Origin of the sequence: Pseudomonas sp. MWU16-30322 (assembly GCF_020515535.1) — a bacterium.
GTDB lineage: Bacteria > Pseudomonadota > Gammaproteobacteria > Pseudomonadales > Pseudomonadaceae > Aquipseudomonas > Aquipseudomonas fluorescens_H.
Genome location: NZ_JAIWYL010000011.1, coordinates 196,896 through 210,987 on the forward strand (window position 1 = coordinate 196,896; position 14,092 = coordinate 210,987).

General features: G+C 60.3%; 12 protein-coding genes. All 12 read right to left on the reverse strand.

The genetic code is table 11. From position 1 onward, the window contains the following. Positions 1-13: 13 nt before the first annotated feature. Positions 14-1,867 (reverse strand): NADH-quinone oxidoreductase subunit L, encoded by a 1,854-nt coding sequence (nuoL, locus tag LCH64_RS22795; protein WP_083366307.1) that lies wholly within the window; start codon positions 1,865-1,867, stop codon positions 14-16. Beyond that, positions 1,864-2,172 carry an NADH-quinone oxidoreductase subunit NuoK gene (gene nuoK / locus LCH64_RS22800; RefSeq protein ID WP_226501322.1) on the reverse strand — a complete coding sequence of 103 codons (309 nt, stop codon included), beginning with the start codon at positions 2,170-2,172 and terminating at the stop codon, positions 1,864-1,866. Before nuoK ends, nuoL begins: the two co-directional genes overlap by 4 nt. A 3-nt stretch (positions 2,173-2,175) precedes the next feature. Next, on the reverse strand, positions 2,176-2,676 hold the full coding sequence (gene nuoJ, locus LCH64_RS22805; protein ID WP_003223793.1) for an NADH-quinone oxidoreductase subunit J: 501 nt from the start codon (positions 2,674-2,676) through the stop codon (positions 2,176-2,178). 9 nt (positions 2,677-2,685) lie between these two features. Then, positions 2,686-3,234, reverse strand: a complete 549-nt coding sequence (nuoI, locus tag LCH64_RS22810) for an NADH-quinone oxidoreductase subunit NuoI (RefSeq protein ID WP_003223795.1) — start codon at positions 3,232-3,234, stop codon at positions 2,686-2,688. Positions 3,235-3,245: 11 nt separating this feature from the next. Next, positions 3,246-4,253, reverse strand: a complete 1,008-nt coding sequence (gene nuoH / locus LCH64_RS22815; protein ID WP_003223797.1) for an NADH-quinone oxidoreductase subunit NuoH — start codon at positions 4,251-4,253, stop codon at positions 3,246-3,248. Further along, positions 4,250-6,964: an NADH-quinone oxidoreductase subunit NuoG gene (gene nuoG / locus LCH64_RS22820; RefSeq protein WP_226501323.1), complete on the reverse strand. Its 2,715-nt coding sequence runs from the start codon at positions 6,962-6,964 to the stop codon at positions 4,250-4,252. The genes nuoH and nuoG overlap by 4 nt, the downstream gene beginning before the upstream one ends. Positions 6,965-7,099: 135 nt before the next feature. Beyond that, positions 7,100-8,455: an NADH-quinone oxidoreductase subunit NuoF gene (gene nuoF, locus LCH64_RS22825; protein WP_103520971.1), complete on the reverse strand. Its 1,356-nt coding sequence runs from the start codon at positions 8,453-8,455 to the stop codon at positions 7,100-7,102. Further along, positions 8,452-8,949: an NADH-quinone oxidoreductase subunit NuoE gene (gene nuoE, locus LCH64_RS22830; RefSeq protein ID WP_003223804.1), complete on the reverse strand. Its 498-nt coding sequence runs from the start codon at positions 8,947-8,949 to the stop codon at positions 8,452-8,454. Before nuoE ends, nuoF begins: the two co-directional genes overlap by 4 nt. 2 nt (positions 8,950-8,951) lie before the next feature. After that, the gene (nuoC, locus tag LCH64_RS22835; RefSeq protein WP_003223807.1) at positions 8,952-10,736 is read right to left on the reverse strand and encodes an NADH-quinone oxidoreductase subunit C/D; all 1,785 of its coding nucleotides are present in this window, start codon (positions 10,734-10,736) and stop codon (positions 8,952-8,954) included. Between the two features lie 69 nt (positions 10,737-10,805). Further along, positions 10,806-11,480, reverse strand: coding sequence for an NADH-quinone oxidoreductase subunit B (locus LCH64_RS22840; protein ID WP_003223809.1), 675 nt, complete (start codon positions 11,478-11,480; stop codon positions 10,806-10,808). A 10-nt stretch (positions 11,481-11,490) separates the two neighbouring features. Continuing rightward, positions 11,491-11,904, reverse strand: coding sequence for an NADH-quinone oxidoreductase subunit A (locus tag LCH64_RS22845; protein ID WP_003223812.1), 414 nt, complete (start codon positions 11,902-11,904; stop codon positions 11,491-11,493). A gap of 646 nt (positions 11,905-12,550) precedes the next feature. Then, positions 12,551-13,876, reverse strand: a complete 1,326-nt coding sequence (aceA, locus tag LCH64_RS22850) for an isocitrate lyase (protein ID WP_003223815.1) — start codon at positions 13,874-13,876, stop codon at positions 12,551-12,553. Between the last annotated feature and the right edge of the window lie 216 nt (positions 13,877-14,092).

Genomic DNA, 14,092 nt, shown 5'->3' on the forward strand with positions numbered 1-14,092 from the left:
CGCAAGGTTCATATCAGACCGCTACCAGCACGATGGCGCCGATTACCAGCACGGCACCAGCAGCCATCGAGGCGGCATACCAACGCAGTTGACCGGTCTCGGTGCGGCTCAGGGCGGTGTGACCGCCTTTGGCCATACGCGGGATCAGACCGATGGTCTGGTCGAGCGGGTCTCTGCGCAGTACATGGCTGATCGCAAGGTACGGCTTGACGAACAGTTTGTCGTAGATCCAGTCGAAGCCCCAGGCAGCGAACCACCAGGCCGAAAGGAAACGGCCGATGCCGCTGTTGGCGATTGCCGTCACGAAGCGACGCTTGCCGAGGAACAGCAGGGCCGCCAGCAGGATACCGGCCAGGGCGATGGCGCCCGAAGCGATTTCCAGACTGTGCTTGGCTTCGCCACCGGCATGGCCAACGCTTTCCGGCAGTACGCCGTGCAGCGGTGGAACGATCATCGCGCCGATGAAGGTCGACAGCACGATCAGTACCGACAGTGGCAGCCAGTGAGCGATGCCGTGACCGGCGTGGGCTTCGGTCTTGGCTTCACCGTGGAACGTGATGAAGATCAGGCGGAAGGTGTACAGCGAAGTCATGAACGCACCGACCAGACCTGCGTAGAGCAGACCGTGGTTGCCGCTGGCGAACGCTTCCCAGAGGATTTCGTCCTTGGAGTAGAAGCCTGCGGTGACCAGTGGCAGGGCGGCCAGTGCAGCACCACCGACGATGAAGCTGGCGTAGGCCAGTGGCAGTTTTTTCCACAGACCGCCCATCTTGAAGATGTTCTGCTCGTGGTGGCAGGCAACGATCACCGCACCGGACGCAAGGAACAGCAGGGCCTTGAAGAAGGCGTGGGTCATCAGGTGGAAAATCGCGCCATCCCAGGCACCAACGCCCAGCGCCAGGAACATGTAGCCGATCTGGCTCATGGTCGAGTAGGCGAGGATGCGCTTGATGTCGGTTTGTACCAGTGCGGCGAAACCCGCCAGAACCAGCGTCACACCACCGACGATGCCGACCAGGTGCAGGATTTCCGGCGCCAGGGTGAACAGACCGTGGGTACGGGCGATCAGGTAGACACCGGCGGTCACCATGGTTGCAGCGTGGATCAGTGCCGACACCGGGGTCGGACCGGCCATTGCGTCCGCAAGCCAGGTTTGCAGTGGCAGTTGCGCCGATTTACCGACCGCACCACCCAGCAGCATCAAGGTCGCCAGGGTGATCCAGAAGTCGCCGACCTGGAATTTCTGCGGTGCCAGCACCAGCAGTTCCTGGATGTTCAACGTGCCCACTTGCTGGAACAGGATGAACAGGCCGATGGCCATGAACACGTCACCGATCCGGGTCACGATGAAAGCCTTGAGTGCGGCGTTACCGTTGTTGCGGTTGCTGTAGTAGAAACCGATCAACAGGTACGAGCACAGACCCACGCCTTCCCAGCCGAAGTACAGGAACAACAGGTTATCGCCGAGCACCAGAAACAGCATGCTGGCGATAAACAGGTTGGTGTACGAGAAGAAGCGCGAGTAACCCGCTTCGCCGCGCATGTACCAGGACGCGAACAGGTGGATCAGGAAACCGACACCCACCACCACGCCGAGCATGGTGATCGACAGGCCGTCGACGTAGAGGGCGAAGTCAGGCTTGAAGCCTTCGACCGCCATCCACTTCCACAACACCAGGGTGTAGTGACCGCCTTCGGGCGGCGCGACGTTGAATTGCCAGATGACGTAGGCGGCGACAATCGCCGACAAGCCAATGGAACCCACGCCGATCAGCGCCGAGAGGTTTTCCGACCAGCGTCCACGGGAGAACGACAGCAGCAGGAAACCGATCAGAGGGAATACAAAAGTCAGAAAGATTAGGTTCATCCGCGCATCTCACTGGCAGCGTCGATATCGAGCGTGTGGAAGCGGCGATACAGTTGCAGCAAGATCGCCAGGCCAATACTGGCTTCGGCGGCTGCCAGGCTGATCACCAGGATGAACATGATCTGTCCATCCGGTTGGCCCCAACGGGCGCCTGCAACGATGAAGGCCAGTGCAGAGGCGTTCATCATCACTTCCAGACTCATCAACACGAACAAAACGTTGCGGCGGACCATCAGGCCGACCAGACCAAGGCAGAACAGGATGCCGGCAACGGCCAATCCATGTTCGAGAGGGATAGCAGGCATGTCTTACTCCTTCGCCTCGTTACGGCCCAAATGGAACGCCGTGACGGCTGCGGCGAGCAGCAGCATCGAGGCGAGTTCGACCACCAGCAGATACGGACCGAACAGGCTGACGCCCACGGCTTTTGCATCGACGGTGGTGTGGCCGATGGCCTGGCCGCTCTGGTGAGCGAACAGCACATACAGCAGTTCGGCCAGCAGCAGGGCGGCGAGAATCACCGGCCCGGCCCAGATACCGGGCTTGAGCCAGGTGCGTTCCTGCTGAACCGAGGCGGGACCCAGGTTCAGCATCATCACCACGAACACGAACAGCACCATGATGGCGCCGGCGTAGGCGATCACTTCCAGTACGCCGGCGAACGGTGCGCCGAGTGCGAAGAAGGTCATGGCCACGGCGATCAACGAGATGATCAGGTAGAGCAGGGCGTGCACAGGGTTGGTGTTGGTGACCACACGAAGCGTGGACACCACCGCGATACCCGATGCGAAATAGAAAGCGAATTCCATCGTTCTTCCTTAAGGCAGCAAGCTCTTCACGTTGATCGGTTCGGCTTCGTTCTGCGCAGAGCCTTTCGGCTTGCCAGCGATTGCCATACCTGCAACACGATAGAAGTTGTAATCAGGGTTTTTGCCGGGGCCGGAGATCAGCAGATCTTCTTTCTCGTACACCAGGTCCTGACGTTTGAACTCGGCCATCTCGAAATCCGGGGTCAACTGGATTGCGGTGGTCGGACAGGCTTCCTCGCAGAGACCGCAGAAAATGCAGCGCGAGAAGTTGATACGGAAGAAGTCCGGGTACCAGCGACCGTCTTCGGTTTCAGCTTTCTGCAGCGAGATGCAACCTACCGGGCAAGCCACGGCGCACAGGTTGCAGGCTACGCAACGCTCTTCGCCATCGGGGTCACGGGTCAGAACGATGCGACCACGGTAGCGTGGCGGCAGGTAGACCGGCTCTTCCGGGTATTGCAGGGTGTCGCGCTTGCGGAAGCCATGGCCGAAGACCATGACCAGGCTGCGCAACTGGGTACCGGTACCCTTAACGATGTCGCCAATATATTTGAACATGGGTCAAATCCTCACTGAACCGCAACCGCAGGTGTGTTCCACAACACAACCGCAGCGGTTATCAGCAAATTGATCAGGGTCAGTGGCAGGCAGAATTTCCAGCTGAAATCCATCACCTGGTCATAACGCGGACGCGGGATGGAAGCGCGCAGCAGGATGAACAGCATGATGAAGAACGCGGTCTTCAGTGCGAACCAGACGAAGGACAGTTGCGGCAGGATGCCGAACGGACCGTGCCAGCCACCGAAGAACAGGGTGACCAGCAGCGCCGAGATCAGGATGATGCCGATGTATTCACCGACGAAGAACATGCCCCATTTCATACCGGCGTATTCAATGTGGTAACCGTCGGCCAGTTCCTGTTCCGCTTCCGGCTGGTCGAACGGGTGACGGTGAGTCACGGCCACGCCAGCGATGAAGAAGGTACAGAAGCCGAAGAACTGCGGAATGATGAACCACAGGTTCTGCGCCTGGTACTCGACGATGTCGCGCATGTTGAACGAGCCGACCTGCACCACGATGCCCATCAGGGACAGGCCCATGAACACTTCGTAGGACACGGTCTGCGCCGAGGCACGCAAGCTGCCGAGCAGGGCGAACTTGTTGTTGCTCGACCAGCCGGCGAACAGCACCGCGTAGACCGACAGACCGGCCATGGCGAAGAAGAACAGCAGGCCGATGTTCAGATCCGCCACGCCCCAGGTCGGGGTGATCGGGATGATCGCAAAGGCGATCAGCAGGGCGGACATGGCCACCACCGGTGCCAGGGTGAAGATCACCTTGTCGGCAAACGGCGGGGTCCAGTCTTCCTTGAAGAACATCTTCAGCATGTCGGCGGCGATCTGGAACATGCCGAACGGACCAACGCGGTTCGGACCGTAACGGTCCTGCCACCAGCCCAGCAGGCGACGTTCGACAAAGCTGAGCAACGCGCCCGCGACCACGACGGCCAGCAGAATCACGATGGCTTTGATGACCGTCAGGATCACATCGATCACTTCAGGGGTGAACCAGGTCATTGCGCTGCCTCCTGCAGACCGTCGACGGACAGGCCGGCGAATGCCGGTGGAATGCCGGCGATGCCCGCAGGCAAGGCCACCAGACCAGCGCCCAGTTCTTCATTGATGCGCAGCGGCAGACGCAGGGTCTGGCCGGCCACGTTCAGGCTCAGCAGAGCACCGTCGTTGACGCCCAGGCGATCCGCTTCGGATTTGGCCAGAGCGACGTATGGCGCCGGGATGCGTTCCTGCACCGGCGCGGCTTTCGACGAGTTTTCGTCGCTGCCGAACAGGTGGTAGAACGGCACGGCCTGCCAGGTGCCCGGCGCCGGGTTGAATGCGCGCGGAGCAGCGGCGAACCAGTTCAGCGAATCGCCGGTGCTTTCGATCAGACGGGTGCCCGGGTCGCCAGCACGCAGGTGACCACCGACTTCGTCCTGGAACTTGTTCCAGGCTTGCGGCGAGTTCCAGCCCGGCGACCAGGCAAACGGCACCTGCTGACGCGGCTCGGCCGAACCCGAGTAACCTTCCATGGAGAAGGCGAACGCGGTGTCTTTGTCTTGCGGGGTGCGTGGTTCGTGAACGCTGATGTCGGCGCGCATCGCGGTGCGACCGGAATAACGCAGCGGCTCACGCGCCAGTTTCAGACCCTTGATACGGAACGCGGCAGACGGAGCAGCATCAACGATGGGCGCCAGTTGCTCGGTGCTCGAAGCCACGGCAGCAGTGACGTGGTCGAGTTGCGTCCAGTCGATCGGCTGGTTCAGCAGGGTCGAGCGCAGGGCGTGCAGCCAGCGCCAGCCTTCGTGAACCAGGATACTTGCATCCATGTATTGCGGATCGAAAACCTGGAAGAAGCGCTGGGCGCGACCTTCCTGGCTGACCAGCGTACCGTCGCCTTCAGCGAAGCTCGCCGCTGGCAGCACCAGTTGCGCGCGGTCAGTGGTGGCGGTCTTCTGGTGGTCGGCAACGATCACGACTTTCGCAGCGTTCAGCGCGGCATCGACCTTGGCTTTCGAGGTGCGGGTGTACAGATCGTTTTCCAGCACGACGATGGCGTCGGCCTTGCCATCGATCACGGCTTGCAGCGCCGCGTCGACCGATTCGCCACCGAGCATGGCCAGGCCAAGGCTGTTGGCTTCCGGCACGATCAGGCTGATCGAACCGTTCTTCTCGCGCAGCTTCAGGGCTTTGGCGATGTTCGCCGCCGCTTCGATCAAGGCTTTGGAGCCCAGCGAAGTACCGGCGATGATCAGCGGACGTTTGGCCGCGAGCAGGGCATCAGCAATGCGCTTGGCCAGTTCCTGGGCTTCCGCGTCCAGACCTTCAACGGCCGGGGCGCTGGCGTCCAGCGCGTGGGCCACGGCGAAACCGATACGCGCCAGATCGTCGGGAGCGGCGTGAACGCATTCTTCAGCGATGTCGTCGAGCTTGGTTTCGGCCAGGCTGGCGATGAACAGCGGGTTCAGTTCGTGCTGACCGATGTTCTTCACCGCAGCGTCGAGCCACGGCTGAACGCGCATGGCTTCGGCCATGTCTTCAGCTTTGCCTTTAACCGACTGACGCAGGGACAGCGCCATACGGGCGGCGGTCTGGGTCAGGTCTTCACCGAGGACGAACACAGCGTCGTGGTCTTCGATGTCGCGCATGTTCGGCACGGGCAGCGGGCTGTCTTTGAGCACTTGCAGGACCAGACGGATGCGCTCCAGCTCGGAGGCTTCGATACCGGAGTAGAAGTGCTCGGCGCCGACCAGCTCACGCAGCGCGTAGTTGCTTTCGAGGCTGGCGCGTGGCGAACCGATACCGACGATGTTGCGCCCGCGCAGCAGATCGGCCGCCTTGTCCAGCGCCTGATCCAGACCCAGCTTGGTGCCGTCGGCCAGCATTGGCTGACGTGGACGGTCGGTGCGGTTGACGTAGCCATAACCGAAACGGCCACGGTCGCACAGGAAGTACTGGTTCACCGAACCGTTGAAGCGGTTTTCGATGCGACGCAGTTCGCCATAACGCTCGCCCGGGGAGATGTTGCAACCGCTGGAGCAGCCATGGCAGATGCTCGGCGAGAACTGCATGTCCCATTTACGGTTGTAGCGCTCGGAGTGAGTCTTGTCGGTGAACACACCGGTCGGGCAGACCTCGGTGAGGTTGCCGGAGAATTCGCTTTCGAGGGTGCCGTCTTCAACGCGACCGAAGTACACGTTGTCGTGGGCGCCGAATACACCGAGGTCGGTGCCGCCGGCGTAGTCCTTGTAGAAACGCACACAGCGGTAGCAGGCGATGCAGCGGTTCATTTCGTGGGAAATGAACGGGCCCAGTTGCTGGTTCTGGTGGGTGCGCTTGGTGAAGCGATAACGGCGCTCGTTGTGGCCGGTCATCACCGTCATGTCTTGCAGGTGGCAGTGACCGCCTTCTTCGCACACCGGGCAGTCGTGCGGGTGGTTGGTCATCAGCCATTCGACAACACTGGCGCGGAACGCCTTGGATTCTTCATCGTCGATGGAGATCCAGGTGTTGTCGGTGGCAGGCGTCATGCAGGACATGACGATGCGACCACGGGTGTCGTTCTCGTCGGTGTACTGCTTGACTGCGCACTGGCGGCAGGCCCCGACGCTACCAAGCGCGGGGTGCCAGCAGAAATAAGGGATGTCGAGGCCCAGCGACAGACATGCCTGTAACAGGTTGTCTGCCCCGTCGACTTCGAGCGCTTTGCCGTCTACGTGGATAGTGGCCATGGTTCAAAGGTCTTCGTTGGCCCGGTGTCAGCGGGCGTGGCTAATGGAATCTTGTTATCCGTCCGAATCCAGTCAGCCCCGAAAGGCGTCATCGGACGAAAGGCGAAGGGCACGGACCCTTCGCCTTTTAAGCGTTTACGCGCCGACTGTGATCGGCCTTGCCAGAGGCGGGACGGCAGCGCTTGCAGGCGCGATACCGGCTTCGAACTCTGGACGGAAGTATTTGATGGCACTGCCCAACGGCTCCACGGCACCCGGTGCGTGAGCACAGAAGGTCTTGCCTGGGCCGAGGAAGCCGACCAGACCCAGCAGGGTCTCGATATCGCCTGGCTGACCGCGGCCTTCTTCGATGGCCATCAAGAGCTTGACGCTCCATGGCAGGCCATCACGGCACGGGGTGCAGAAGCCGCAGGACTCGCGGGCGAAGAACTGCTCCATGTTGCGCAGCAGGGAGACCATGTTGACGCTGTCGTCCACCGCCATCGCCAGGCCGGTACCCATCCGGGTGCCCACCTTGGCGATGCCGCCGGCGTACATCTGTGCGTCGAGGTGTTCCGGCAACAGGAAACCGGTACCGGCGCCACCTGGCTGCCAGGCCTTGAGCTTGTAACCGTCGCGCATGCCGCCGGCGTAGTCTTCGAACAGCTCGCGAGCGGTGACGCCGAATGGCAGCTCCCACAGGCCCGGATTCTTGACCTTGCCGGAGAAGCCCATGAGCTTGGTGCCCATGTCTTCGCTACCTTCGCGGGCCAACGATTTGTACCAGTCAACGCCGTCGGCAATGATCGCCGGCACGTTGCACAGGGTTTCAACGTTGTTCACGCAGGTCGGCTTGCCCCACACGCCAACGGCGGCAGGGAAGGGCGGCTTGGAGCGCGGGTTGGCGCGGCGGCCTTCGAGGGAGTTGATCAGCGCGGTTTCTTCACCGCAGATATAACGTCCGGCGCCGGTGTGAACGAACAGCTCGAAATCGAAGCCGCTGCCCAGAATGTTCTTGCCCAGCAGGCCCGCAGCCTTGGCTTCTTCCACGGCACGGTTGAGGTGCTTGGCGGCGGTGGTGTACTCGCCACGCAGGAAGATGTAGCCACGGTAGGTTTTCAGCGCGCGGGCACTGATCAGCATGCCTTCGATCAGCAGATGGGGCAGTTGCTCCATCAGCATGCGGTCTTTCCAGGTGTTCGGTTCCATTTCGTCCGCGTTGCACAGCAGGTAGCGGATGTTGATGGATTCGTCCTTGGGCATCAGGCCCCACTTCACGCCAGTGGGGAAGCCCGCACCGCCACGGCCTTTCAAGCCGGCGTCTTTCACGGTCTGGACGATGTCGTCCTGAGCCATGTCGGCGAAGGCTTTGCGCGCAGCGGCGTAACCGTTCTTGGCCTGGTATTCGTCGAGCCACACGGCTTCGCCGTCGTCACGCAGACGCCAGGTCAGCGGGTGAGTTTCGGCCGAACGCTTGATGCGGTTGGCAGGACCGAAAGATGTCAGGGTCATACGTAGCCCTCGAGCAGTTTGGCCACGCCGGCAGGCTGCACGTCGCCAAAGGTGTCGTCGTCGATCATCAGCGCCGGTGCCTTGTCGCAGTTGCCGAGGCAGCAGACAGGCAGCAGGGTGAAACGACCGTCGGCGGTGGTCTGACCCAGGCCGATGCCCAGATTGTTCTGGATTTCGCTGACCACCGACTCGTGGCCGCCGATGTAGCAGACCATGCTGTCGCAGACGCGAATGATGTGGCGGCCGACCGGCTGACGGAAGATCTGGCTGTAGAACGTCGCCACGCCTTCAACGTCGCTGGCCGGGATGCCGAGGATTTCGCCGATCGCGTACAGGGCGCCATCCGGCACCCAGCCGCGTTCTTTCTGAACGATCTTCAGGGCTTCGATCGACGCCGCGCGCGGGTCTTCGTAGTGATGCAGCTCGTGCTCGATGGCCGAGCGCTCGGTTTCACTCAAGGTGAAACGGTCTGTCTGGATAAGCGTGCTGTTCATGCTTAGCGGTCCACGTCGGCCATAACGAAGTCGATACTACCCAGGTACGCAATCAAGTCCGCGACCATGCTGCCTTTGATCACCGAAGGGATCTGTTGCAGGTGCGGGAAGCTCGGAGTGCGGATCCGGGTACGGTAGCTCATGGTGCCGCCGTCGCTCGTCAGGTAATAACTGTTGATGCCCTTGGTCGCTTCGATCATCTGGAAGGATTCGTTGGCCGGCATGACCGGACCCCACGAAACTTGCAGGAAGTGCGTGATCAGGGTTTCGATGTGCTGCAGCGTGCGTTCTTTCGGCGGCGGCGTGGTCAGCGGGTGATCCGCCTTGTACGGGCCTTCCGGCATGTTGCGCATGCACTGGTCGATGATCTTGATGCTCTGGCGCATCTCTTCGACGCGGACCATGCAGCGATCGTAGGCATCGCCATTGGCGGCCAGCGGTACTTCGAACTCGAAGTTCTCGTAGCCGGAGTATGGGCGCGCTTTACGCAGGTCGAAGTCGCAACCGGTCGAACGCAGGCCGGCACCGGTGACGCCCCATTCCAGGGCTTCTTTGGTGTTGTACTGCGCGACGCCGATGGTCCGGCCTTTGAGGATGCTGTTCTGCAGGGCAGCCTTGGTGTATTCGTCGAGGCGTTTTGGCAGCCATTCAACGAAGTCTTTCACCAGTTTGTCCCAGCCGCGCGGCAGGTCGTGGGCGACGCCACCGATGCGGTACCAGGCCGGGTGCAGACGGAAACCGGTAATGGCTTCGATCACCGTGTACGCCTTCTGGCGGTCGGTGAAGGTGAAGAACACCGGGGTCATGGCGCCGACGTCCTGGATGTAGGTCCCCAGGAACAGCAGGTGGCTGGTGATCCGGAAGAACTCGGCCATCATGATGCGGATGACGTCGACCTTCTCCGGGACCTTGATGCCGGCCAGCTTCTCGACCGAGAGCACGTACGGCAGGTTGTTCATCACGCCGCCGAGGTAGTCGATACGGTCGGTGTACGGGATGAAGCTGTGCCAGGACTGACGCTCGGCCATCTTCTCGGCACCACGGTGGTGGTAACCGATGTCCGGTACGCAGTCGACGATCTCTTCACCGTCCAGTTGCAGAATGATGCGGAACGCACCGTGCGCAGAAGGGTGGTTCGGGCCCAGGTTGAGGAACATGTAGTCCTCGTTGGCCCCGGAACGCTTCATGCCCCAGTCTTCAGGACGGAAGCGCGCGGCTTCTTCCTCAAGCTGCTGCTTGGCGAGGTTGAGGCTGAACGGATCGAATTCGGTGGCGCGCGCCGGGAAGTCCTTGCGCAGCGGGTGACCTTCCCAGGTCGGCGGCATCATGATGCGCGACAGGTGCGGGTGGCCTTTGAAGTCGATGCCGAACATGTCCCAGACTTCACGCTCGTACCAGTTGGCGTTCGGCCAGATGCTGGTGACGGTCGGCAAGCTCAGGTCGCTTTCGGACAAGGCGACTTTGATCATCACGTCACTATTACGCTCAAGCGACATGAGGTGATAGAACACGGTGAAGTCGGCGCCCGATGGCAGCCCTTGACGCTTGGTGCGCAGACGCTCGTCCACGCCGTGCAGGTCATAGAGCATGACGTACGGCTTGGGCAGGTTGCGCAGGAAGGTCAGGACTTCGACAAGTCTGGCGCGCGCCACCCACAGCACCGGCATGCCGGTGCGGGTCGACTGAGCGGTGAACGCTTCGGCGCCAAAACGGTTGTTCAATTCGACGACCACATCCTGGTCGTCTGCCTTATAAGGCGGGATGTACAGAGCGCTGCCTGTAGTCATGGTTATTTTTTCGCTTTCGGTCAACGTAAAGAATGAAGCCAGCTTCTCGTTTCTTTGAAACAGACTGGATCAGACTTCGTCAGGGCTGCGCAGGTTGGTGACTGCGATTCGCTGTTCGCGGCGCTGTTCCTTTTGCGAAGGCATGTCGGCGCGATAAACGCCTTGGTCGCCAACGACCCAGGAAAGCGGACGACGCTCCTGTCCAATCGATTCCTGCAACAGCATCAAGCCTTGAAGGAATGCTTCTGGACGAGGCGGGCAGCCAGGTACGTAGACGTCCACGGGCAGGAACTTGTCCACCCCTTGAACCACGGAGTAGATGTCGTACATGCCACCGGAGTTGGCGCACGAACCCATGGAGATAACCCACTTCGGCTCGAGCATTTGCTCGTAGAGACGCTGAATGATCGGCGCCATCTTGATGAAGCAGGTACCGGCGATAACCATGAAGTCGGCCTGACGCGGTGATGCCCGGATCACTTCGGCGCCAAAGCGCGCGATGTCGTGGGGCGCCGTGAAGGCGGTGGTCATTTCCACGTAGCAGCACGAAAGGCCGAAGTTGTACGGCCACAGGGAGTTTTTCCGCCCCCAGTTGACCGCGCCACTCAGCACGTCTTCGAGCTTGCCCATGAAAATGTTTTTGTGAACTTGATCCTCTAACGGATCGGAAACGGTTTCCCGTTCGCCAATCGGATACTGCTCGTTAGGAGCATCTGGGTCGATTCTGGTGAGATTGTATTGCATTGCCAAAGCCTCATTGTTTCAGCTTCGCCTGCCGCTTGCGACGAGCTTCCGGAGCCCAGTCAAGGGCGCCCACTCGGAACAGGTAGACAAGACCTGCCAACAGAATTGCTATGAAAACGAGAGCTTCGACGAATCCGGTCCAGCCGCTTTCGCGGACGGACACAGACCATGCAAAGAGAAAGAGGGCTTCGATATCGAAGATCACGAACAGCATCGCGACCAGATAGAATTTGGCTGAGAGCCGCAAGCGGGCGCCACCGGTAGGTAGCATGCCGGACTCGAACGGTTCGTTTTTGCTGCGGCCCCAGGCTTTTGACCCGAGGAGGCTGGAGACGCCGAGCATGAAGGCACACAGGCCGACTACACCCAGAAGGAAAATGGCAAAGCCCCAGTTGTGGGCCATGAGTCCTGTCGCTTCGGGCATGCTGGTAATCCTTAACAGAGAGCAAAGGTCTCTGAGCTTGATAAAGAAATAAGGCAGTGACGATATGTCGCAGCAATCAATCGCGCTGATTTTATGGCTAAACACCCGGCAAGTAAAATTCCTATAGCGAAATTATTTATTGGAATAAGGACATAGCGCACCTCCAATGCCCTGTAGCCCATGCAGTGCGGGCATTAGCCGGGTTTCCGCGAATTATGTTTTGTAGGAAATGTAACGAACATAGTTGCTGCTAAATGATAATTGATATCGTTTGGAGTGGTTTTGTAACTGTTTAGCGGTGCAGTAATCAGGAAGTTGTCTTATATGCCTGTTACTGCAAGTAGCGGTGGCACCAGTTTTAGCTGATTTTTCTGCCATCTGTACCGCTCTGGATCAATGTTTTTGTCCGAGCGACGTCGATCCCTGTAGGAGTGAGCCTGCTCGCGATAGCGGTGGGTCAGTCAATGCATGTGCTAGCTGACAAACCGCTATCGCGAGCAGGCTCACTCCTACAGGGGGGGGGGTTGTGGTCTTTGGGAAATCGGCGGGCAAAAAAACGCCCCGAACCAGTCGGGGCGTCAGTCTTGCGGCTTTGCGGTTAGCTTTCCATCCGATCCGCAAAGGCCGTTTGCTCAGCGAAGCCGAGTCAGTGGAACTGTTCTTCTTCGGTCGAACCGGTCAGCGCGGTCACCGAGGACGAGCCACCCTGAATCACGGTGGTCATGTCGTCGAAGTAGCCGGTGCCCACTTCCTGCTGGTGAGCCACGAAGGTGTAACCCTTGGCGGCGTCAGCGAATTCCTGCTCTTGCAGCTTCACGTAGGCAGTCATGTCGTTGCGGGCGTAGTCGTGCGCCAGGTTGAACATGCTGTGCCACATGTTGTGAATGCCGGCCAGGGTGATGAACTGGTGCTTGTAACCCATGGCGGACAGTTCGCGCTGGAACTTGGCGATGGTCGCGTCGTCCAGGTTTTTCTTCCAGTTGAAGGAAGGCGAGCAGTTGTACGATAGCAGTTGGTCCGGGTATTCCTTCTTGATCGCTTCAGCGAAGCGACGGGCTTCTTCCAGATCCGGTTTGGCGGTTTCGCACCAGATCAGGTCGGCGTAAGGCGCGTAAGCCAGGCCGCGGGCGATGGCTTGATCCAGGCCGGCACGAACCTTGTAGAAACCTTCCTGAGTACGCTCGCCAGTCACGAACGGCTGGTCGTACGGGTCGCAATCGGAAGTCAGCAGGTCAGCCGCGTTGGCGTCGGTGCGGGCCAGGATGATGGTCGGCGTACCGGCAACGTCAGCCGCCAGACGTGCAGCGGTCAGCTTTTGTACCGCTTCCTGAGTCGGAACCAGTACCTTGCCGCCCATGTGGCCGCATTTCTTAACGGAAGCCAGTTGGTCTTCGAAGTGAACGCCGGCGGCGCCTGCTTCGATCATGCTTTTCATCAGTTCGTAGGCGTTCAGCACGCCGCCGAAACCGGCTTCAGCGTCAGCCACGATTGGTGCGAAGTAGTCAATGTAGCCTTCGTCGCCCGGGTTCTTGCCGGCTTTCCACTGGATCTGGTCGGCACGACGGAACGAGTTGTTGATGCGCTTGACCACGGTTGGCACCGAGTCCACCGGGTACAGCGACTGGTCCGGGTACATCGATTCTGCGGAGTTGTTGTCCGCAGCCACCTGCCAGCCCGACAGGTAGATCGCCTGGATACCGGCCTTGACCTGCTGAACAGCCTGGCCGCCGGTCAGGGCGCCCATGCAGTTGACGAAATCTTTCTCTGGGCGGAAGGACGGCTTGGCACCCTGGGTCACCAGGTTCCACAGCTTCTCGGCGCCCATTTTCGCAAAGGTGTGCTCAGGTTGAACTGAGCCACGCAGACGGACGACGTCAGCAGCGGAGTAAGTGCGAGTCACGCCTTTCCAGCGCGGGTTTTCAGCCCAGTCTTTTTCAAGGGCTGCAATTTGCTGTTCGCGTGTCAGTGCCATGGAGATAAACCTCGTCGCGTCTTTATGAAAAGTTGTTCTGCGGTGGAAAATTCCTGCGCTCGCTGACCAGAAGCTTAGGTGGTCAAGTCGGATTCGGCGGGGGAGGCGACGGGATGAACGATGGGCTCGAGGGGAAGTGAGCAGGTAAAGGCGGACTGCGGGCGCATTCAGGCGTCGTGGGCCTTGGTACGAACATCAGTGTGGTGCCGGGTTACC